The organism is Pseudomonas extremorientalis (assembly GCF_001870465.1).
Lineage (GTDB): Bacteria > Pseudomonadota > Gammaproteobacteria > Pseudomonadales > Pseudomonadaceae > Aquipseudomonas > Aquipseudomonas extremorientalis.
Genome location: NZ_MDGK01000041.1, coordinates 127,201 through 147,546, shown reverse-complemented (window position 1 = coordinate 147,546; position 20,346 = coordinate 127,201). Strand labels below are relative to the sequence as shown.

The 20,346-nt window shown below is 60.9% G+C and carries 19 protein-coding genes; 13 read left to right on the top strand and 6 right to left on the bottom strand.

All coding sequences use genetic code 11. The features are described from left to right. Positions 1-63: 63 nt before the first annotated feature. Positions 64-1,011: a DUF1853 family protein gene (locus BFN10_RS17065; RefSeq protein ID WP_071490662.1), complete on the bottom strand. Its 948-nt coding sequence runs from the start codon at positions 1,009-1,011 to the stop codon at positions 64-66. Positions 1,012-1,156: 145 nt separating this feature from the next. Here BFN10_RS17065 and BFN10_RS17060 point away from each other — a divergent pair, with 145 nt between their 5' ends. Genes BFN10_RS17060 through pepN form a run of 6 tightly spaced genes read left to right on the top strand, consistent with a single transcriptional unit; the run spans position 1,157 to position 7,657 of the window. Then, positions 1,157-2,047, top strand: a complete 891-nt coding sequence (locus BFN10_RS17060) for an NAD(+) kinase (RefSeq protein ID WP_003217892.1) — start codon at positions 1,157-1,159, stop codon at positions 2,045-2,047. Beyond that, positions 2,044-3,018, top strand: coding sequence for a metallophosphoesterase (locus BFN10_RS17055; RefSeq protein ID WP_162276401.1), 975 nt, complete (start codon positions 2,044-2,046; stop codon positions 3,016-3,018). Before BFN10_RS17060 ends, BFN10_RS17055 begins: the two co-directional genes overlap by 4 nt. Further along, positions 3,015-3,884 carry a rhomboid family intramembrane serine protease gene (locus BFN10_RS17050; RefSeq protein ID WP_071490660.1) on the top strand — a complete coding sequence of 290 codons (870 nt, stop codon included), beginning with the start codon at positions 3,015-3,017 and terminating at the stop codon, positions 3,882-3,884. Before BFN10_RS17055 ends, BFN10_RS17050 begins: the two co-directional genes overlap by 4 nt. A 14-nt stretch (positions 3,885-3,898) precedes the next feature. Next, entirely contained in the window at positions 3,899-4,159 is a 261-nt protein-coding gene (locus BFN10_RS17045; RefSeq protein WP_017528545.1) for a YeaC family protein, read from the top strand. Beyond that, positions 4,156-4,986 (top strand): DUF2797 domain-containing protein, encoded by an 831-nt coding sequence (locus tag BFN10_RS17040; protein ID WP_071490659.1) that lies wholly within the window; start codon positions 4,156-4,158, stop codon positions 4,984-4,986. The genes BFN10_RS17045 and BFN10_RS17040 overlap by 4 nt, the downstream gene beginning before the upstream one ends. Before the next feature lie 13 nt (positions 4,987-4,999). Then, positions 5,000-7,657, top strand: a complete 2,658-nt coding sequence (gene pepN / locus BFN10_RS17035) for an aminopeptidase N (protein WP_071490658.1) — start codon at positions 5,000-5,002, stop codon at positions 7,655-7,657. A gap of 53 nt (positions 7,658-7,710) precedes the next feature. Here pepN and BFN10_RS17030 read toward each other — a convergent pair whose 3' ends face one another. Beyond that, positions 7,711-8,757 carry an aldo/keto reductase gene (locus tag BFN10_RS17030; protein ID WP_071490657.1) on the bottom strand — a complete coding sequence of 349 codons (1,047 nt, stop codon included), beginning with the start codon at positions 8,755-8,757 and terminating at the stop codon, positions 7,711-7,713. 161 nt (positions 8,758-8,918) lie between these two features. On the opposite strand from BFN10_RS17030, the gene BFN10_RS17025 reads away from it, so the two are divergent. The 4 genes from BFN10_RS17025 to BFN10_RS17010 all read left to right on the top strand — a co-directional run bounded on the left by BFN10_RS17025 (position 8,919) and on the right by BFN10_RS17010 (position 11,807). Beyond that, on the top strand, positions 8,919-9,635 hold the full coding sequence (locus tag BFN10_RS17025) for a helix-turn-helix transcriptional regulator (protein WP_071490656.1): 717 nt from the start codon (positions 8,919-8,921) through the stop codon (positions 9,633-9,635). A gap of 52 nt (positions 9,636-9,687) precedes the next feature. Next, positions 9,688-10,023, top strand: coding sequence for a nuclear transport factor 2 family protein (locus tag BFN10_RS17020; protein WP_071490655.1), 336 nt, complete (start codon positions 9,688-9,690; stop codon positions 10,021-10,023). Positions 10,024-10,038: 15 nt separating this feature from the next. Further along, positions 10,039-11,142 (top strand): cell division protein ZapE, encoded by a 1,104-nt coding sequence (gene zapE / locus BFN10_RS17015; protein WP_071490654.1) that lies wholly within the window; start codon positions 10,039-10,041, stop codon positions 11,140-11,142. A 173-nt stretch (positions 11,143-11,315) separates the two neighbouring features. Then, positions 11,316-11,807, top strand: a complete 492-nt coding sequence (locus tag BFN10_RS17010) for a GNAT family N-acetyltransferase (protein ID WP_071490653.1) — start codon at positions 11,316-11,318, stop codon at positions 11,805-11,807. A gap of 89 nt (positions 11,808-11,896) precedes the next feature. Here BFN10_RS17010 and BFN10_RS17005 read toward each other — a convergent pair whose 3' ends face one another. The 4 genes from BFN10_RS17005 to BFN10_RS29470 all read right to left on the bottom strand — a co-directional run bounded on the left by BFN10_RS17005 (position 11,897) and on the right by BFN10_RS29470 (position 16,704). Further along, on the bottom strand, positions 11,897-12,118 hold the full coding sequence (locus BFN10_RS17005) for a hypothetical protein (RefSeq protein ID WP_071490652.1): 222 nt from the start codon (positions 12,116-12,118) through the stop codon (positions 11,897-11,899). A 144-nt stretch (positions 12,119-12,262) separates the two neighbouring features. Then, the gene (locus tag BFN10_RS17000) at positions 12,263-14,491 is read right to left on the bottom strand and encodes a TonB-dependent siderophore receptor (protein WP_071490651.1); all 2,229 of its coding nucleotides are present in this window, start codon (positions 14,489-14,491) and stop codon (positions 12,263-12,265) included. 114 nt (positions 14,492-14,605) lie between these two features. Then, positions 14,606-16,363 carry a phosphoethanolamine transferase CptA gene (locus BFN10_RS16995; protein WP_071490711.1) on the bottom strand — a complete coding sequence of 586 codons (1,758 nt, stop codon included), beginning with the start codon at positions 16,361-16,363 and terminating at the stop codon, positions 14,606-14,608. Positions 16,364-16,524: 161 nt separating this feature from the next. Next, entirely contained in the window at positions 16,525-16,704 is a 180-nt protein-coding gene (locus tag BFN10_RS29470; protein WP_255337132.1) for a DUF6026 family protein, read from the bottom strand. Between the two features lie 270 nt (positions 16,705-16,974). Between BFN10_RS29470 and gnd the strand changes: the two genes are divergently transcribed. Genes gnd through BFN10_RS16980 form a run of 3 tightly spaced genes read left to right on the top strand, consistent with a single transcriptional unit; the run spans position 16,975 to position 20,320 of the window. Beyond that, positions 16,975-17,958 carry a phosphogluconate dehydrogenase (NAD(+)-dependent, decarboxylating) gene (gene gnd, locus BFN10_RS16990; RefSeq protein WP_071490650.1) on the top strand — a complete coding sequence of 328 codons (984 nt, stop codon included), beginning with the start codon at positions 16,975-16,977 and terminating at the stop codon, positions 17,956-17,958. Then, positions 17,955-19,478, top strand: a complete 1,524-nt coding sequence (zwf, locus tag BFN10_RS16985) for a glucose-6-phosphate dehydrogenase (protein ID WP_071490649.1) — start codon at positions 17,955-17,957, stop codon at positions 19,476-19,478. The genes gnd and zwf overlap by 4 nt, the downstream gene beginning before the upstream one ends. Beyond that, positions 19,475-20,320 carry a Cof-type HAD-IIB family hydrolase gene (locus BFN10_RS16980; protein ID WP_071490648.1) on the top strand — a complete coding sequence of 282 codons (846 nt, stop codon included), beginning with the start codon at positions 19,475-19,477 and terminating at the stop codon, positions 20,318-20,320. The genes zwf and BFN10_RS16980 overlap by 4 nt, the downstream gene beginning before the upstream one ends. Positions 20,321-20,346: the final 26 nt, after the last annotated feature.

Genomic DNA, 20,346 nt, shown 5'->3' with positions numbered 1-20,346 from the left:
GAATGCATTCCCCTGTGGGAGGGGGCTTGCCCCCGATGAGGCCCTGACATTCACGACAAAACCTCAGCCCGCCCCCGGCACATTCGGCCAAAGATCCGCCACCAGAAACAACCGCTCGGCTTCCTCCCAATCTTCACCCACCTGCACCAGCCGCACCAGCAGCTGCGCCGGAGCCATCGGGTCCAGCTCGGCCAGCCAACCGTGCATCTGTTCTTCGCTCCACACTTCTTCCGTGGGGTAGTGCGCCGGCGCCAGCCAGGCATGCCGGGGCAGGGGCTGCCAACGGCCCGGTTGGCTGAGGCTGACAAACGCCTGCCAGTCACGCTGATGCAACCAGCGCCCACGCAAATGCTGCGGATGCGCGCCACTGGGAGCCATAGCCTGGCCGGGCCAGGGGTAGAGCAGGTAGCCGCCCAGCCACAAATGCGCATCAAACTGCTGCACATCCAACGCGGCCAGCACTTCACGGCTCTCCTCTCGCGCCGATATCGGCAACTGATGTTGGGCCAGATGCGCCAGCTTGCGGTCCAGTCGATCATGACAGCCCGGGCCGAGCCATTGCGCAGTGTCCTGGCCATTACCGTCCTGCGGGCCCAGATACAGCTTGATCGCCAGTTCCAGGTGATGCACGCCATCGCGGTCGCGCAGCAACATGTCCAGCTCGCCGAGGGTGTGCCCGGCACGGCGGATCGGCAGGTTGGCGGCCAGCAATTCCACGCCCGGCGCATGCTGCACCGCAAACTGCCACAGGCGTTCGTAATACAGGCCCAGGCGACGCGTACGTGACAGGCTCAGCCACTGCTGCAAGGCGCTGCTGTCCTGGTCCAGTTGGCGTAGCCAGCGTTCCAGCAGATGCGGCGCCTGCACCCAGTCGCTGCCGGCCAGCGGGTGACGTTGCGGCCATGGCGTTTGCGCGAGCATCGGCGGGGCGAGCATCACCCACGCCAGGTCGCGCACCTCAGGGTGGCGCAGCTGGCGGGGCAGGTTGTGCAGATCGGGGAACACAGTCATGGTCCGAGCATAGCCTTTTAACTGCGCTGAAGGTGGCTGAGAACCGTTGTCATCAAGGCTTCACGGCGACAAAGGATTTTGCCTGAGACGGCCTTTCGCCCATAATCGTTCTTTTTTGCCACACTCCACATCCCGCAGGAGCCCCATGGAGCAATTTCGCAATATCGGCATTATCGGTCGCCTGGGCAGTACCCAGGTGTTGGACACCGTCCGCCGGCTGAAAAAATTCCTGCTGGAGCGTCACCTGCATGTGATCCTCGAAGACACCATCGCTGAAATCCTGCCGGGCCACGGCCTGCAGACCTCGTCGCGCAAGATGCTCGGTGAAGTCTGCGACATGGTCATCGTGGTCGGCGGCGACGGCAGCCTGCTCGGCGCGGCCCGTGCCCTGGCGCGACATAACGTGCCGGTGCTGGGGATCAACCGGGGCAGCCTGGGGTTCCTCACCGATATCCGCCCGGATGAGCTGGAAGTCGAAGTGGCCAAGGTGCTCGACGGTCATTACCTGGTGGAGAACCGCTTCCTGCTGCAGGCAGAAGTGCGCCGCCACGGCGAAGCCATCGGCCAGGGCGATGCGCTCAATGACGTGGTGCTGCACCCCGGCAAGTCCACGCGGATGATCGAGTTCGAACTGTATATCGACGGTCAGTTCGTGTGCAGCCAGAAGGCCGACGGCCTGATCGTTGCCACGCCTACCGGCTCCACCGCCTACGCGCTGTCGGCGGGTGGCCCGATCATGCATCCCAAGCTGGATGCCATTGTGATCGTGCCGATGTATCCCCATATGTTGTCGAGCCGGCCGATTGTGGTCGACGGCAACAGTGAACTGAAAATCGTGGTGTCCAAAGATATGCAGATCTACCCGCAGGTCTCGTGTGACGGGCAGAACCATTTCACCTGCGCCCCCGGTGACACCATCACCGTGAGCAAGAAGGCACAGAAGTTGCGGTTGATCCACCCGCTGGACCACAACTACTACGAAGTGTGCCGCACCAAGCTGGGCTGGGGCAGCCGCTTGGGGGGTGGAGGCGACTGATGCTCGATCCCGCGCGTAGCTACGACCTGATTGGTGACGTGCACGGTTGCGCCCATACCCTTGAGCACTTGCTCGACCTGTTGGGCTACCACAAGCAGGGCGGCACCTGGCGCCATCCAACGCGTATGGCGGTGTTCCTCGGCGATATCATCGACCGTGGCCCGCGCATCCGCGAGGCGCTGCATATCGTCCACGACATGACCGAGGCCGGCCAGGCGCTGTGCATCATGGGCAACCACGAGTTCAACGCCCTGGGCTGGACCACACCGGCACCGCCGGGCAGTGGCAGGCAGTTCGTGCGTGAGCACAACCCACGGCATGCGCGGTTGATCCACGAGACCCTGACCCAGTTCGAACATCACCCGGCCGACTGGCACGATTTCCTCGGCTGGTTCTACGACATGCCGCTGTTTGTCGATGCCGGGCGCTTCCGCGTGGTGCATGCGTGCTGGGATGATGGCTTTATCCAGCCGCTGCGTGGCACCTTCCCGGACGGCTGCATCGACCAGCACTTCCTGCAGGCCGCCGCCGTGCCAGGCAGTTTTGCCTGCAATGCGTTCGACCGCCTGTTGCGCGGCACCGACATGCGTTTGCCGGACGGCCTCACGTTGACCGGTGGCGATGGCCTGACGCGCTCGTTCTTCCGCACCAAGTTCTGGGAAGACGACCCCAAGACCTACGGCGATATCGTGTTCCAGCCCGATGCACTGCCCGAGCCGGTGGCGCGTACACCGTTGTCGTCCACCGAAAAGAATTCCCTGCTGCGCTACGGCGTCGACGAACCGTTGTTGTTCGTCGGGCACTACTGGCGCAGCGGCAAACCGGCGCCGATCCGCCCGAACCTGGCCTGCCTGGACTACAGCGCGGTGCTGTACGGCAAGCTGGTGGCGTACCGCCTGGATCAGGAAACGCGACTGGACCCGAATAAATTCGTCTGGGTCGACGTTGAGCGGCCCGAGGTCATCCAATGAGTACTGTGGCCGTATTGCGCCTGCCACTGAGTGTGGACCTGGGCGGCTTTATCCAACTGCTGCACCGCATGCAGGTGCCCCATCGCGTCAGTGAAGAGGCCGGGGAGCAAGTGTTATGGGTGCCCGAGACCATCAGCGACGACGTGCGCGTGCTGTACCAGCGCTTTCCCGCCGGTGACCCGGACCGGCAACTGGATATTCCCGAACAGGCAGCGACCAGGCGCCCTGGATTTGTCCAGCAACTGCGGCACAGCCCATTGACCGCACTGGTGTTGCTGGCAAGCATCATCGTCGGCGCGGTGACCTTGCTCGGTGAAAACCTGCAAGCCATGAGCTGGCTGACATTCCTGCAGTTTCGCATTATCGGCGAGTACATCCAGTTCACGCCGCTGGCCGACAGTCTGGCGGCGGGGCAGTGGTGGCGGTTGGTCACGCCGATGCTGATCCACTTCGGCATCCTGCACCTGGCCATGAATGGCATGTGGTACTGGGAGTTGGGCCGGCGCATAGAGGCGCGCCAGGGCAGTATCAACTTGCTGGGCCTGACCCTGTTGTTCAGCCTGGTCTCCAACTACGCTCAATACGCTTATGGTGGCCCCGGTCTGTTCGGTGGGTTGTCCGGCGTGTTGTATGGCCTGCTCGGGCATTGCTGGATTTTTCAACTGCTGTCGCCCAACCCGGCCTATCGCCTGCCCCGTGGGGTACTGGTGATGATGCTGGTCTGGCTGCTGCTCTGCCTGTCGGGGCTGGTCTCGATGATCGGTTTCGGCGAAATCGCCAACGCGGCCCATGTCGGCGGCTTGGTCATCGGTTGCCTGACAGGTTTGCTGGGCGGGCTGTACAGCCGTCGCAAATCGTCTATTTGATAAGGAAGAGCCTCATGTCCTCTTTTGCTGAAATGATCGAAAACATCACCCCGGATATCTACGAGAGCCTCAAGCTCGCCGTGGAAATCGGCAAGTGGTCCGATGGCCGCAAGCTCACTGCCGAACAGCGTGAGCTGTCGTTGCAGGCGGTGATTGCCTGGGAAATCCAGAACCTGCCGGAAGACCAGCGCACCGGCTACATGGGCCCGCAGGAATGCCAGTCGAAGTCGACCACCGTGCCGAACATCCTGTTCAAGTCGGATGCGATCCATTGATTGAAATCGGTCGCGGTGCAGTCAGCAAGATGTCGGCGCAACTCGGTGAGCCGACCGTTCAATACGCGTTTCGCTTAGGAAGTGCCGAGGTGCCGGTCAACCCGTTGATCGGCACCCACGTGCGCCTGGAATACCTCGGTGCCATCCATTGCAGCCATTGCGGCCGCAAGACCAAGACCAGCTTCAGCCAGGGGTATTGCTACCCGTGCATGACAAAGCTGGCCCAGTGTGACCTGTGCATCATGAGCCCCGAGCGTTGCCATTACGACGCCGGCACCTGCCGCGATCCAGGCTGGGGCGAGAAATTCTGCATGACCGACCATGTGGTGTACCTGGCGAACTCGTCAGGCATCAAGGTCGGCATCACCCGTGCCACCCAGTTGCCGACACGCTGGCTCGACCAGGGCGCGAGCCAGGCGCTGCCGATCATGCGCGTGGCTACCCGCCAGCAGTCCGGTTTTGTCGAAGACCTGTTCCGCAGCCAAGTGGCCGACAAGACCAACTGGCGTGCGCTGCTCAAGGGCGACGCCCAGTCCGTCGACCTCAAGCAGGTGCGTGACCATCTGTTCGCCGCCTGTGCTGACGGCCTGCTGGGTTTGCAGGAACGCTTTGGCCTGCAGGCCATCCAACCGGTCACCGACATCGAGCCGCTCGAAATCCGCTACCCGGTGGAGCAGTATCCGGCGAAGATCGTCAGCTTCAACCTGGACAAGAACCCGATTGCCGAAGGCACGCTGCTGGGGATCAAGGGCCAGTACCTGATCTTCGATACCGGCGTGATCAATATTCGTAAGTACACGGCCTACCAGCTCGCCGTGCATCAGTAGAAGGATGCCACCCATGCGCACCGAACAACCGAAGATGATTTACCTCAAGGACTATCAGGCGCCGGACTACCTGATCGACGAGACCCACCTGACCTTCGAGTTGTTCGAGGACCACAGCCTGGTCCACGCGCAACTGGTGATGCGCCGCAATCCCGAGCGCGGCGCCAGTTTGCCGCCGTTGGTGCTGGACGGCCAGCAGCTGGAGCTGTTGAGCGTGAACCTGGCCGATCAGGCACTGAGCGCTGATGACTACGAGCTGACCGACAGCCACCTGACGGTGCATCCGCAAAGCGCGACGTTTACCCTGGATACCACGGTAAAAATCCATCCGGAAACCAACACTGCCCTGGAAGGCCTGTACAAGTCCGGCAGCATGTTCTGCACCCAGTGCGAGGCCGAGGGCTTTCGCAAGATCACCTATTACCTCGATCGCCCGGATGTGATGAGCACCTTCACCACCACGGTGATCGCCGAGCAGCACCGCTACCCGATCCTGCTGTCCAACGGCAACCCGATCGCCAGCGGTCCGGGTGAGGACGGCCGCCATTGGGCAACCTGGGAAGATCCGTTCAAGAAACCGGCTTATCTGTTCGCCCTGGTGGCCGGCGACCTGTGGTGTGTCGAAGATACCTTCACCACCATGACCGACCGCACCGTGGCGCTGCGCATCTACGTCGAGCCGGAAAACATCGACAAGTGCCAGCACGCCATGACCAGCCTGAAAAAGTCCATGCGCTGGGACGAAGAAACCTATGGCCGTGAGTACGACCTCGACATCTTCATGATCGTCGCGGTGAACGATTTCAACATGGGCGCCATGGAAAACAAGGGCCTCAACATCTTCAACTCCAGCGCCGTGCTGGCCCGTGCCGAAACTGCCACCGACGCCGCGCACCAGCGGGTCGAGGCGATCGTTGCCCATGAATACTTCCATAACTGGTCGGGCAACCGCGTGACCTGCCGCGACTGGTTCCAGCTGTCGCTCAAGGAAGGCTTCACCGTTTACCGTGACTCGCAATTCTCCGCCGACATGAACTCGGCCACGGTCAAGCGCATCCAGGACGTGGCGTACCTGCGTACCCATCAGTTCGCCGAAGACGCCGGTCCGATGGCCCACGCGGTACGCCCGGACAGCTTCATCGAGATCTCCAACTTCTACACCCTGACCGTGTACGAAAAGGGCTCGGAAGTGGTCGGCATGATCCACACCTTGCTCGGCGCCGAAGGCTTCCGCAAGGGCAGCGATCTGTACTTTGAACGCCATGACGGCCAGGCCGTGACCTGCGACGACTTCATCAAGGCCATGGAGGACGCCAACGGCGCCGACCTGACCCAGTTCAAGCGCTGGTACAGCCAGGCCGGTACGCCGCGCCTGGCGGTGAGCGAGTCCTACGATGCGGCGGCGAAAACCTACAGCCTGACCTTCCGCCAGAGCTGCCCGCAAACCCCGGACAAGGTGGAAAAACTGCCGTTCGTAATTCCGGTGGAGCTGGGCTTGCTGGACGGGAAGGGCGCTGGCATTGCCTTGCGCCTGGCCGGTGAGACGGCTGCGGCAGGCACGTCGCGGGTGATTTCGGTGACCGAGGCCGAGCAGACGTTTACCTTCGTTGATATCGCCGAACAGCCGTTGCCTTCGCTGCTGCGCGGGTTCTCGGCGCCGGTGAAGCTGAGCTTCCCGTACAGCCGCGACCAACTGATGTTCCTGATGCAGCATGACAGTGACGGTTTCAACCGTTGGGACGCCGGCCAGCAGTTGTCGGTGCAGGTGCTGCAGGAGTTGATTGAGCAGCATCAACAGGGCCAGGCCTTGAAGATGGATCAGCGCTTGATCACTGCGCTGCGCAGCGTGCTGAGTGATGAAAGCCTGGATCAGGCGATGGTCGCGGAAATGCTGTCGTTGCCGGGTGAAGCCTACCTGACCGAAATCAGCGACGTGGCGGATGTGGATGCCATCCACGCCGCCCGTGAGTTTGCGCGCAAGCAACTGGCGGACAACCTGCACGAGGCGCTGTGGTTGCGTTACCAGGCCAATCGAGAGCTGTCCAGACAAACGCCGTACGTGGCGGCCGCCGAGCACTTTGCCCGTCGCGCGTTGCAGAACATCGCGCTGTCGTACCTGATGCTCAGCGGTAAGCCAGAAGTGTTGGCGGCGACCATCGAGCAATTCGACACTGCCGACAACATGACCGAGCGCCTGACCGCGCTGGCGGTGCTGGTGAATTCGCCGTTCGAGGCGGAGAAAGCACAGGCGTTGGCGGTGTTTGCCGAGAACTTCAAGGACAACCCGCTGGTCATGGACCAGTGGTTCAGCGTGCAGGCTGGCAGCACGTTGCCGGGCGGGCTGGCGCGGGTCAAGGCGTTGATGGAGCACCCGGCGTTCACGCTCAAGAACCCTAACAAGGTACGCGCCTTGATCGGTGCCTTTGCCGGGCAGAACCTGATCAACTTCCACGCGGCGGACGGTTCGGGCTATCGCTTCCTGGCGGACCTGGTGATCCAGTTGAATGGCTTGAACCCGCAGATCGCTTCGCGCCAGTTGGCGCCGCTGACCCGCTGGCGCAAATACGACAGCGCGCGCCAGGCGCTGATGAAAGCCGAGCTGGAGCGCATTCTGGCGTCCGGTGAGTTGTCGAGTGATGTGTTCGAGGTGGTCAGTAAGAGCCTTGCCTGAGTTGCATCATTGAATAAAAAACGGCCTGTTCGACAGGCCGTTTTTTTTTCGCCTCAGATAACCGGTGGTCGCGGGGTGTCCAGGCCGTTATCGACGGGGAAGCGCTCTGCGATGATCCCGTGCGGCACGCCCAGCGGGATGGCACTGGCGGTGTCAAGACGGGTGATTTGCTCGGCCGACAGATGCACATTCAACGCGCCAAGGGTGCTGTCCAGCTGGGCGCGGGTGCGCGAACCCAGGATCGGGACCAGCGCGGTGGTCGAGCGCCGGGCCTTGTCCCGCAGCCAGGCGATGGCGACGTGGGTCGGTGTGGCGTCGATTTCACCGGCAACCGCCAGCAGCGTATCGAGCACTGCGGTTTCACGTGCAGTGTGTTCGGCGTGCACCAGGATCCCGAGTTTGTTGGCGCGGTTGTCGTCCTGGGTGTTGCGGTACTTGCCGGTCAGGAAGCCACCGCCCAGGGGCGACCATAGCGTGGCGGCCAGCCCCAATGCTTCGGCCATTGGCAGCAGCTCGCGGTCGGCGCTGCGCTCGACCAGGCTGTATTCCACCTGGATGCCGATGATCGGCGCGAAACTGCGTACCTCGGCCAACAGGTCGGCGCGGGCAATGCGCCAGGCGGGGAAGTTGGACAGGCCGGCGTAGTGGATCTTGCCGGCGCGCACCAGATCATCGAGACCGCGCAGGATCTCTTCCATGGGCGTGACGTTGTCGCTCATGTGTGCCCAGAGCAGGTCGATGCGTTCGGTGTTCAGGCGCTTGAGGCTTTCTTCCACCGAGCGCACCAGGTTCTTGCGGTTGTTACCGAGCCGGATCGTGCCTTCATCGGACGGTTCGGTGCGCAGGGTGTACTTGGTGGCCACCACCAGGTTGTCGCGTTCCGAGGCGATAAATTCCCCCAGTAGCTTTTCGGCCTGACCGAACTGGTAGCCATTGGCGGTATCGAGGAAATTGCCCCCGGCTTCGAGGTACCCGTCAAAAATCGCCTTGGCTTCGTCGCGTTCGGCGCCATGGCCCCAGCCCGTACCGAAATTACCGGTGCCCAAGGCCAGTTCGGATACCTGCAGGCCGCTGCGGCGGCCAAAGACTTTATTGCGCATACAAGAACTCCTGAGGCAGTGATTTTTTTACATGTTTAGTAACATGTATTTAATATGATCTTGGTAATGTATTCGGTCAAGGGGGCTTTTTTACTGCTGACGTTTTCTGACAGGGGGCTCTGTTAAGCTGCGTCACTTTTCTATTCTCGGCAGGCGTTCCTGTGTCGCGAACCACTCGTCTACTGACTTTGCTCCAGGCCCTGCGGGGCAAGAAACGTCCCGTGACCGCTGCCGTGCTGGCGGCGCAGTTGGAGGTGTCCGAGCGCACGCTGTATCGCGATATCGCCGAATTGACTGCCTTGGGCGCGCCGATTTTTGGTGAGGCGGGGGTAGGGTATGTGTTGCGCAGTGGCTTGTTTCTGCCACCCTTGATGTTGAACGCCGAGGAAACCGAAGCCATCGTGCTCGGCCTGCGTTATGTCGACCAGCGTGGCGACGAGGTGCTCAGTCGCGCCGCGGCCAATGCCCTGGCGAAGATCGCCGATGTACTCGATCCCGCCGCCCAGGAAGCCTTGCGCAACCCGACACTGCTGCCTGGCCCGCCAGGGTTTGGTTACCCGGAAAACCGCGTGTCGCTCGATGTGTTTCGCGAGGCCATTCGCAACCAGGCCAAGCTGCAGATCGATTACGCCGACGCCAGCCAGACCCAGAGCCAACGGCTGATCTGGCCCCTGGCCCTGGGCTTTCTGAATGAAGTACGGGTGATCGTGGCCTGGTGTGAGTTGCGCGGTGCCTATCGCACCTTTCGCACCGACCGCGTGGCGAGTGCCGAGGTGCCTGGTGAACGTTACCCGGGCCGGCGCAGCGATTGGCTGCGGGCCTGGCGCAAGCTGATGGAACAGAATGAATCCGGTCCCTTCACTCCTGACAAAAACTGACACGACCCTGGCTTAGCATGGCACTACAAATCACCAAGAAAGGAGCTGTGCCATGTCTATCCCTGAGTTGGCGCCGGCCATCGTGGCCTATATCGCAGCGGCCAATACCCGTGACACCTCGGCTATCGCCCAGTGTTTTGCCGAGGATGCCAATGTGTTCGATGAAGGTCAGCACCAGGTGGGCGCCGCCGCCATTGCACGCTGGATGGAAGACACCGGGCGTCGTTATCAGCCGCGGGTCGAAGTGCTCAAGGTGCAACACCGTACCGGCAAGGTGTTGGTCAGCAATATCGTGTCCGGCAATTTTCCGGGCAGCCCATTGGAGCTGCGCTACACCTTTCGCTTGAACGAGCAGGGCAAGATTTCGCGGCTGGATATTTCGCTGTAGTTCATACTGGCGGGCATGACTTTCGACACGCCCCTCGCTGCCTACCAACACGCCGTTGCCCAACAGGGTTTCGTCGCCGACGCTGCCCAGCGCCGCGCGGTGGATGCCCTGCAAGCCTGCCACGAAGCCCTGCACCACGGCCATGCGCCGATCACTGGCGTGTACCTGTGGGGCCCGGTGGGGCGGGGCAAGACCTGGCTGATGGACCAGTTCTATCAAAGCCTGCGAGTGTCCGCGCGGCGCCAGCATTTCCATCACTTCATGCAGTGGGTGCATCAGCGTCTGTTCCAACTGACCGGCACCCACGACCCCTTGCAGGCCCTGGCCCGGGAACTGAGCCAGGCAGTGCGTGTGCTGTGCTTCGACGAATTGTTCGTCAATGACATCGGTGACGCGATTATCCTCGGGCGGCTGTTCCAGGTGATGTTCGAAGAAGGCGTCGTGATGGTCTGCACCTCCAACCAACCACCTGACCAGCTGTATGCCGATGGCTTCAACCGCGAGCGCTTTTTGCCGGGCATTGCAGCGATCAAGCAGCACATGCATGTGGTTGCGGTGGATGGGGGAGAGGATCACCGGTTGCATCCGGGTGTAGGACTCCAGCGCTACTGGGTCAATCAACCCGAGGCGCTGGCGTGCGTGTTCCAGCGCTTGGCCCAGGGCGAGCCAACCCGCAGCGGGCCGATTGTCGTGGGGCATCGCGCCATCGTCGCCGTGCAGTCCAGCGACACCGTGCTCTGGTGCCGTTACGCCGACCTGTGCGAACAACCGCTGGCGGCCATGGATTTCATACTGCTGTGCGATCGCTTCAAGGCCATCCTGATTGGCGAAGTCCCCAACCTCAGCGCGCAACAGCGTCCTGGCCGGATTGCCCGTGGCACCGAGGATGGCGTTCAGCGTGTAGTGGCCGGCGACCGTGAGTTGCCGGCGCTGTCGGTGCACGATGACAGCGTGCGTCGGTTTATCGCCCTGGTGGATGAGTGCTACGACCGTAAAGTACCGCTGTTCATCGAGGCCCAGGTGCCGCTGGAGCGACTTTATACCGAGGGCTACCTGGCGTTTCCCTTTCGCAGGACACTCAGCCGCCTGCAAGAAATGCAGTTGCAGCGTTTCGGCTGACGCCCGTACGAAAAAATCCAGGAATCGTCTGATTGCGCTTTTTCAACCACGCAACGTTCGCGTATTCATGCGCATATTTGTAGTTAATCTCCTTCATCTGGCGCTCGCTCCACGCTTACAATCGTGCCCCTCACAGGGAGCCGAATCCCTTGTAATCGTGATCGAGGAAGGACATGGACACCCCAGACATCCTGGTGCTGCAAGCCAGCTACACCAACCCCGTGCATGCCGACGCCATCGGCCGCGTGCTCAACCATTACGCTGAGGACCCGATGGGCGGTGGTCACAGCCTGCCCGCCGACCTCCTGGAGCAACTGCCGGGCGAGCTGGCCAAACGGCCCCATGCGTTCAGCGTGCTGGCGTTTGTGGGGGGAGAACCGGCGGGTCTGGTCAATTGTTTTGAAGGGTTTTCCACGTTTGCCTGCCGTCCTTTGGTCAATGTCCACGACGTGGTGGTGATGGATGCATTCCGTGGTTTGGGGCTGAGCCAGAAAATGCTGCAAAAGGTCGAGGAAATCGCCCGTCAGCGTGGCTGCTGCAAGATCACCCTGGAGGTACTGGAGGGTAATGCGGTGGCTCAAGCGGCGTATCGCAAGTTTGGTTTTGATGACTCGAAGTTTGACCCGGCCCACGGGCGCATGTTGTTCTGGAAAAAATCGCTTTAATAAATAACAGGCAAAAAAAGGCGCCATTGAATGGCGCCAAAGTTGACCTTGGCCAAAGGAGCGGGATGGCAAAGGGTATTACGGTTACATCAAGTGTTTGGTTGTTGCTCGGCAGCGGACTTGTCAGCGGTTTCTTTCTTTACGCTCTTTCCATCGGCCAGCGCGGTTTGTTCAGCGGTGCCGTGGGTTTGTTGCTGCACGAAGGTAAAGTCCTTGTAGAACGCCTTGGAACGCTCCGAGCCACCTTCGGCAAAGGCGGCGGCGGAGGTCAGGGTCATCAGGCTGGCAAGTATCAGGGTAGAGAGTTTCATGGCAGTGTTTCCGGTAAGTGTGATCGGTATCCGCTCTGTCCTTGATCAGATTCATGGGGCGAGTGTGGAGGGAGTTTATTAAGTAGGAATTAACGCCAGAAAAACCAAAAGCTAACAATTTCGTTAACTTTTGGTTAAAAAATCCTACAGCTTCCAGTCCAATGCCAAGGTGATCGAGCGTGGGTCACCCCAATACACGCCGTTATAAAAACCAACGCGCTCGTAATACTTTTTATCAAATAGATTGTTGACGTTAAGCGATGCCGTAACATGTTCGTCGAACTGGTAGCGGGACATCAGGTTGACCACGCTGTAGGCCTGCTGAGTGATCTTTGCCCGTGTGGTGATTCGATTTCCCTCGCTGTCACGGGCCCCCGTTGGCCGGTTGCCGAATTCATGGATATCGCTCTGCCAGTTCACGGCACCGCCTACCGTCAGGTTGCGCCATGCACCGGGTAAGCGGTAGGCACTGGAAACCTTCAGCAGGTTTAGCGGTTGGCCGGTGTTGTTGCGTTTGTCCGTGCCATTCACCGAGTGGGTATAGGTGTAGCCGGCCGTGAGGTTCCAGTCCGGCATCACCTCGCCGGCTACCTCGAGCTCGAAGCCGCTCACTTTGTTACCCTTGCCGCCTGACTTGTAGTACTCCTCGCCCGTGATCGGGTTCGGCGGTACGGAGTCATCCCGTTCCGCGACGTTGTCCTGCTTGCTCCAGAAATAGGCGGCCGCTACGTTCAAGCGCTCCTGCAACAAGCTCCCCTTGAGCCCCACTTCATAGTTGCTGCCCACCACGGGCTCCAGGTATTTGTTGCTGACGTCCTTGAGGCTCTGCGGCTTGAAGATGTCGGTGTAGCTGGCGTAGACGGTGTACTCCGGGGTGATGTCGTAGAGCAGCCCGGCGTAGGGCGTCCACATATCATTGTGGGTCTGGCGGGTCTTGTTGGCCCTGAGCAATTGGTCATTGGCCGTGTATTCAGGCGCCGCGCTTTCCAGCTCCCAGCTGCCATAACGGCTGCCGAGTACCGCATGCAGGCGCTCGGTCAGGCTCAGGCGCGTGGCCAGGTAGCCGGCTTTCTGTTGCTTGCTGCTGTGCTCACCCTTGAGGCCGGTCACGGTGTCGGGAAACTTGCCGATCCCGCCCATGTATTTCCAGTCTTCGATGCTGTAGTAGCCGTCCGGGATGTTGTCGCGCATCACCGGCGAGACGTCCCGCTGTGTGGCTTCGCCATAACCCATCATCAGTTCATGTTCACGGCCCAGCAGCGCATAGCTGCCAGCCAGGTTCAGGTCAATCGCCTCCATTCTCGAGGTGCCGCGCATATGGCTGGCCCAGGCCGTCATGCCGCTGCGGTCGTCGTTGGGGAAACCTGCGCCGCCGTAGTACACCTTGCCATCCGTGTCGCTCTGGCGATGGGTGTAGGCCGCCTTCAAGTGCCAGTCGCCGCCCAGGTGGTGGTCGAGGCTGGCAAAGGTGGTCTTGTCGGTCAGCGGCCAGGAACTCCAGTGCGCTGCCATATTGGTGGAACGTGACAGTCCGGCCTTGCCACCCTGACTGTTCCAGTAGGGCACGGTGCCCCAGGAAGTGCCCTGTACCTGTTTGTCCTGGTAATCAAAACCGACCGCCAGCACGGTGTCGTCCGACAGGTCGCCTTCAAGGATGCCGTAGCCGACTGCCCGCTGCAGCGCGTAGTTGTCACGGAAGGATTGGCTGTCGCGATAGGCCAGCACTGTACGCCCGCGCAGCTTGCCGTCGTACGCCAACGGGCCGCCGACATCCACGAAACTGTAGTAGTTGTCATGGCTGCCACCGCTCACCCCGGTTTTCGCCTGCCACTGGGCGGTGGGGCGCTTGCGCACCATATTGACCGTGGCCGAGGGGTCACCGGCGCCGGTGGTCAAGCCGGTAGCACCGCGAACCACCTCGATGCGGTCGTAGATGATGGTGTCGGAATCGGACTTCATGTAGCCGAACGTGTTGGGCATCCCATCGATCTGGAAGTTGTTGATGCCGTAGCCACGAGAGGAATAGGACACGCGGTCGGAGTCGTTGTGCTGGACGTTGACCCCGGTGGTCTGGCGCAGCACTTCGGTCAAGGTATTGAGATTGAAATCATCCATCTGCTGGCGAGTGATCACCGAGATCGATTGCGGGGTTTCCTTGACCGACAGGTTCAGCCGCGTGGCGGTGCTCATCGAGCCGGTGGTGTAGGCCCCGGTGTGTTCGGTGGTGGCTCCGAGGCCCTCGGATGTGATGCGGGTGGCGCCCAGCTCGAGGGACTGGTTTTCGGGGTCTGTTTCAGCCAGCAGGTCGGGGCTTGCGACGACGCTGAAGAGGCTGAGGGTGAACGTCATGGAACGGCTGAAAGGCGTGAACATCGCGGAAGACTCCTTGTCGTCTTTGCGGCCTTTCCGGTCGGAAAAGGCTTTGGTTCAAAGACGAAAGGAGAGGGGGAACTTTAGGCTTAAACGAGAATGATTGTTACCTTTGTGTTACAAGGCCGGTTTCTCCTGCAGCACCACATCAGTCGGATTCACCTTTTTCGGCTTGATCAGGCTGAAGTCGATCAGCGGTTTCTGCTGGCGCATGTAGGGGTTGCCGATCATCTGCGGGCGCGGCCTGAAACTGTCATTCACCAGGCTTTTGGTGCGGTCCAGTTCGTTGAAGCTCAGCCCGGCCAGGTCAGCCCAGGTGTGGATCAATTGCGAGCTGGTGTAGGGCCTTTGCAAGTCGCCGGCGAAGCTCCAGTCGTGGGTTTCGCGCCATTTCGGTGAGGCATAGGCCATGAACGGAATGGTGTACATCGGCGCTGTCGGTTTGCCTTCGTTACGTCCCAGGGTGGTGTGGCCAATCGAGTCGAAGACATCCTCGCCATGGTCCGACAGGTACAGCAGGAAGCCGTTGGGATCGGTCTTGGCATAGTCCTTGATCAGGCTCGACACCACGAAGTCGTTGTACAGCACCGCATTGTCATAGCTGTTGTAGGTCGGCAACTGGTCGTCGCTGATGCCCGCCGGCACGCCCTGGCGGTCGGTGAATTTGTCGAAGGTCGGCGGGTAGCGATACTGGTAGCTCATGTGGGTGCCCAGCAAGTGCACCACAATGAACTTGCGCTCGGCCGGATCGGCCAGGGCCTTGGAAAACGGCGCCAGCACGTCGCCGTCGTATTGGCGGGCGTTCTGGTTGCGGTTGTTGTTCAGGTACACCTGTTCGTCGGCCTGTTCGGAAAAGGTCGTGAGCATGGTGTTGCGCTTGGTCATGGTCTGCTGGTTGGTGATCCAGTAGGTCTTGTAGCCGGCCTGTTTCATTACGCTGACGATGGACGGCGTCTTGAGGTAAAGGTCCGGGTTTTCTTCGTCGGCGAAGGTCAGCACCTGTTGCAGCGCCTCGATGGTGTAGGGCCGCGGGGTAATGACGTTGTCGAACACCGCCAGTTGGTCGCGCAGTTTGTCCAGCTCCGGCGTGGTGTTGCGCGGGTAGCCGTAGAGGCTCATGCGCTGGCGGTTGGTGGACTCGCCGATCACCAGCACCAGGGTCGACGGTTGGCCGGCCATGGTGTCCTTGAGGTTGGTCAGGGGCGGGATCTGGCTGGCGCTGTCGAGCATGGCTTGCATGTTGTCCAGTTGCTCAGTGTAACGGCGGTAGGCGACGATCATCTGCCACGGCACGGCAGGCTCGATACGCGATTCAAAGCGATCCATCGCGTCGCCCAGGGTATCGCTGCGGGCAATCTGCTTGACCAGCGGGTAACCGATGATGCCCACCAGGATTGCCGTGGCCGCCAACAGCGCCTGGCCACGCGGCAGGTACACCGGACGCACGCGGGTCCACAGGAAAATAGCCACGGCGGTGTGGGCAATGAACGCCAGCACGATCCACCAGGCAAAGTATTGCGTGGCGTACTCGCCGGCTTCAGAGATGTTCGATTCGAACATGATGAAGATGACGCTTTGGGAAAACTCCTGCTGGTAGATGAAGAAATAACCCAGGCTGGCCATGGAGCAGGCCCACAGGACCACGCCGATCAAGGCAGCGATCAGGCGCGTACGACGAGGGAATATCAGCAGCGGTGCCAGCCATATGGCACTCATGAAGAATGCCTGGCGAAACCCACTGAAACCGGCTGTGCCGCTGAGTTGAATCAGCAGTTGGGTAATACCCGAGAAGTACCAGAAAAACAGGAAAAGCCAGCCCAGGCCGGCCCAATCAAAGCCTTTCGCAGACTTGGTGCTGCGTTCGAACATCGCCATCCAGCGCTCCAACCCGATGATTTTCCAGTTGACGCGCAGGGCTGCACGCAACGGAGGCCACCCTTGCATGGGGTGGCCCTTGGGGGCTGGAGTATCGGGAGAGGCATGTGAAAACTTTGTGAGATTTTTGTAGCGGTTATCTTACAAAGCGATGACGGGGCTCAGCAGAGCGCGGGTTGCGCACCGGCGGGCTGGTCCAATTGGGCCTGGATGATATGGGCACGCAGGCGCAGGACTTCCTGCTGCAGCTGTTCGCGCTCGTCTTTCAACTGGCGCAACTCGTCGCGACGGATAGTGACGTAGAGGGTCTGTGGCGGACGTGTCATCTGTGCAGTGCTCATTGCTTACCTCGCAAATAGCCGGTGTGTCGCGGTGTGCCAGAACGCTTGAGTCGAGGTTCTCGGCAGCAGTCGGAGACAATTCTGAATTCTTTTTGCGGGCAATGGAACTTTTTTATTTTTGATGGTCGTGTGACTTTTTGTGCCGTGATGCTGAAACGATGGCAACTTTTTTCCATGAAACTAGCGGTATCCGCGCTGGACTAACCCTCATTAGCCGCATTGCGCTATAAACTATGTCACACATTTTTTAGTAGTTAGGAGCATCAGCACATGCAACTGGGGATTATCGGACTAGGCCGCATGGGCGGGAATATTGCACGGCGCCTGATGCTCAATGGGCATACCACCGTTGTTTACGACCGTAACGAAACATTTGTAAAAGGCCTGAGCGAAGAGGGCGCCACCGGCGTTTCCGACCTCAAGGCGCTGGTTGATGGGCTGCAAAAGCCGCGCACCGTGTGGGTCATGTTGCCGGCGGGCGCGCCCACCGAAGACACCATCAACGCATTGAGCACGCTGCTCGAAGACGGTGATGCAATCATCGACGGCGGCAACACCAACTACAAGGACGACGTGCGCCGGGCTAAGGCCCTGGCGGAAAAGGGCCTGCACTATGTCGACGTCGGCACCTCCGGCGGCGTGTGGGGTCTGGAGCGTGGCTATTGCATGATGATCGGTGGCGACGCCGAGACCGTGCAGCGTCTTGATCCTATCTTCAAGAGCCTGGCCCCGGGCCTGGGCAATATCCCGCGTACCAAGGACCGTTCCTCCAGCGCCGACCCGCGTGCCGAGCAGGGTTACATTCATGCAGGCCCCGCCGGTTCCGGGCACTTCGTCAAGATGATCCATAACGGCATCGAGTACGGGATGATGCAGGCGTTTGCCGAAGGCTTTGACATTCTCAAGACCAAGAACTCGGAAAACCTGCCCGAAGACCAGCGTTTCGACCTGAACGTCGCCGACATCGCCGAAGTCTGGCGCCGTGGCAGTGTGGTCTCGTCCTGGCTGCTGGACCTGACCGCCGATGCCCTGGCCACCGACCCGAAACTCGACGGTTACTCGGGCTCCGTGGCCGACAGTGGCGAAGGCCGCTGGACCATCGAAGCCGCCATGGAACAAGCTGTGCCGGTGCCAGTGTTGTCCACTTCGCTGTTCGCCCGCTTCCGTTCGCGCCAGCAGAGCACTTACGGTGACAAAATGCTCTCTGCCATGCGCTTCGGCTTTGGTGGTCACGTGGAGACTTCCAAAAAATGACCGCCAACGGCAAGAAACCCAAGGCCGAACCCGCTCCGCCCACCACCCTGTTTCTGTTTGGTGCCCATGGTGACCTGGTAAAGCGCCTGCTGATGCCGGCGCTGTACAACCTCAGCCGTGACGGCCTGCTGGGCGATGGCTTGCGCATTGTCGGCGTGGACCACAATGCCATCAGCGATGCCGACTTCGCCAAGAAACTCGAAGACTTCATCCGCACCGAAGCGGCGAGCAAGGTCAAGGGCAATGCCGACAACGCATTGGACCCCGCCTTGTGGGCGCAGTTGGCCAAGGGCATCAGCTACGTCGAGGGCGACTTCCTCGACGACAGCACCTACGCCGACATCGGCCGCAAGATTGCCGACAGCGGTACCGGCAACGCGGTGTTCTACCTGGCCACCGCGCCGCGCTTCTTCAGTGAAGTGGTGCAACGCCTGGGCAGTGCAGGCCTGTTGACGGAAACCGACGACAGCTTCCGTCGCGTGGTCATCGAAAAGCCCTTCGGCTCCGACCTGGCCACCGCCGAGGCGCTGAACGCCAGCCTGCTCAAGGTGATGAGCGAGAAGCAGATCTATCGCATCGACCATTACCTGGGCAAGGAAACGGTGCAGAACATCCTGATCAGCCGTTTCTCCAACGTGCTGTTCGAAGCGTTCTGGAACAACCATTACATCGACCACGTGCAAATCACCGCCGCCGAAACCGTCGGCGTTGAAACCCGGGGCAACTTCTTCGAAAAGACCGGTACCCTGCGCGACATGGTGCCCAACCACCTGTTCCAGTTGCTGGCGATGGTGGCCATGGAGCCGCCCGCAGCCTTTGGTGCCGATGCGGTACGCGGTGAAAAGGCCAAGGTGATCGGTGCTGTGCGCCCCTGGTCCCTGGAGGATGCGCGGGCCAACTCGGTACGCGGGCAGTACACCGCCGGCGAAATCGGCGGCAAGCCACTGCCGGGCTACCGTGAAGAAGCCAACGTTGCGCCTGACAGCAGCACCGAGACCTTCGTCGCCCTCAAAGTGATGATCGACAACTGGCGCTGGGTCGGCGTGCCGTTCTACCTGCGCACCGGCAAGCGCATGAGCGTGCGCGACACTGAAATCGTGATCTGCTTCAAGCCGGCCCCGTATGCGCAGTTCCGTGACACCGAAGTCGACGAACTCAAGCCCACCTACCTGAAAATCCAGATCCAGCCGAACGAAGGCATGTGGTTCGACCTGTTGGCGAAGAAGCCCGGGCCAACCCTGGACATGGCCAATATCCAGTTGGGTTTCGCCTACAAGGACTTCTTTGAAATGCAACCGTCGACCGGGTACGAAACCCTGATCTATGACTGCATGACCGGCGACCAGACTTTGTTCCAGCGTGCCGATAACATCGAAAATGGCTGGCGCGCCGTGCAGCCGTTTCTTGATGCCTGGAAGGAAGACGACGGCATCCAGGCCTACAAGGCCGGTGAAGACGGCCCGGCCGCCGCCGACGCGCTCCTGGCCCGCGATGGCCGCACCTGGCACCGCCTCGGATGAGTGATGCAGCGATTCATCCCATCCGTTTTATCCTCAGTGACGTGGACGGCACCTTGCTCCACCCCGATCACAGCCTCAGCCAGCGCACCGTCGACACGGTGCACGCGCTGCGTGACGCCGGGGTGTTTTTCAGCCTGGCCAGTGGGCGTCCGCCCAAGGCCATGCTGCATCTGATCGAAACGTTCGGTATCGATGTGCCAGTGGCAGGCTTCAACGGTGGCACGCTGATCAACCCCGATGGCAGCATTCTGGTTGCCCACCATTTGCCGGCGGAAGCGGCGCTGGTCACCCTGGCGCTGTTTTCCGGCGAGCCGGACGTGGAAGTGTGGGTGTTTGCCGATGGTGACTGGCTGCGCCGCGACCCGCCCGGGCCGATGGTGCAGCGCGAAGCCGATGGCCTGGGCTACGGGCCGGTGGTGGTGGAGAGTTTCGAGCCCTACCTCGATCGCATCGACAAGATCGTCGCCGCGAGCAACAACACCCAGCGGTTGGTCGAGCTGGAAGCACAGTTGCAGCCCAAGGTACAGGGGCTGGCCCAGGTGTCGCGTTCGCAACCGGTTTACCTGGATGTGACGGCGATGCTGGCCAACAAGGGCGAAGCCTTGAAGGCCCTGGCCGCACACCTGGGTATATCGCTGGAGCAGACTGCGGCGATCGGCGATGGCGGTAACGACCCGGCGATGTTCCAGGTGGCCGGGTTGTCGATTGCCATGGGGCAGGCGGAAGAAAGCGTCAAGCGCCAGGCCAGTGTGGTCACCGGCAGTAACGTCGAGGAGGGGGCTGCCGAGGCGATCGAGCGGTTTATCCTGGCGGGCTGCAAAGGCACCGACGTCGTGCGATAGACAGATACAGCAATGAGGCGGGGCAC

What these genes read in the sequence shown, in the direction of transcription:
- BFN10_RS17045 (WP_017528545.1), top strand. Translation starts at nt 3,899, where the DNA reads ATGTCCTCTTTTGCTGAAATGATCGAAAACATCACCCCGGATATCTAC.
- BFN10_RS17060 (WP_003217892.1), top strand. Translation starts at nt 1,157, where the DNA reads ATGGAGCAATTTCGCAATATCGGCATTATCGGTCGCCTGGGCAGTACC.
- BFN10_RS17010 (WP_071490653.1), top strand. Translation starts at nt 11,316, where the DNA reads ATGGACACCCCAGACATCCTGGTGCTGCAAGCCAGCTACACCAACCCC.
- gnd (WP_071490650.1), top strand. Translation starts at nt 16,975, where the DNA reads ATGCAACTGGGGATTATCGGACTAGGCCGCATGGGCGGGAATATTGCA.
- BFN10_RS16995 (WP_071490711.1), bottom strand. Translation starts at nt 16,363, where the DNA reads ATGGCGATGTTCGAACGCAGCACCAAGTCTGCGAAAGGCTTTGATTGG.
- BFN10_RS17005 (WP_071490652.1), bottom strand. Translation starts at nt 12,118, where the DNA reads ATGAAACTCTCTACCCTGATACTTGCCAGCCTGATGACCCTGACCTCC.
- BFN10_RS16980 (WP_071490648.1), top strand. Translation starts at nt 19,475, where the DNA reads ATGAGTGATGCAGCGATTCATCCCATCCGTTTTATCCTCAGTGACGTG.
- BFN10_RS17065 (WP_071490662.1), bottom strand. Translation starts at nt 1,011, where the DNA reads ATGACTGTGTTCCCCGATCTGCACAACCTGCCCCGCCAGCTGCGCCAC.
- pepN (WP_071490658.1), top strand. Translation starts at nt 5,000, where the DNA reads ATGCGCACCGAACAACCGAAGATGATTTACCTCAAGGACTATCAGGCG.
- BFN10_RS17000 (WP_071490651.1), bottom strand. Translation starts at nt 14,491, where the DNA reads ATGTTCACGCCTTTCAGCCGTTCCATGACGTTCACCCTCAGCCTCTTC.
- zwf (WP_071490649.1), top strand. Translation starts at nt 17,955, where the DNA reads ATGACCGCCAACGGCAAGAAACCCAAGGCCGAACCCGCTCCGCCCACC.
- BFN10_RS17020 (WP_071490655.1), top strand. Translation starts at nt 9,688, where the DNA reads ATGTCTATCCCTGAGTTGGCGCCGGCCATCGTGGCCTATATCGCAGCG.
- BFN10_RS29470 (WP_255337132.1), bottom strand. Translation starts at nt 16,704, where the DNA reads ATGAGCACTGCACAGATGACACGTCCGCCACAGACCCTCTACGTCACT.
- zapE (WP_071490654.1), top strand. Translation starts at nt 10,039, where the DNA reads ATGACTTTCGACACGCCCCTCGCTGCCTACCAACACGCCGTTGCCCAA.
- BFN10_RS17030 (WP_071490657.1), bottom strand. Translation starts at nt 8,757, where the DNA reads ATGCGCAATAAAGTCTTTGGCCGCCGCAGCGGCCTGCAGGTATCCGAA.
- BFN10_RS17050 (WP_071490660.1), top strand. Translation starts at nt 3,015, where the DNA reads ATGAGTACTGTGGCCGTATTGCGCCTGCCACTGAGTGTGGACCTGGGC.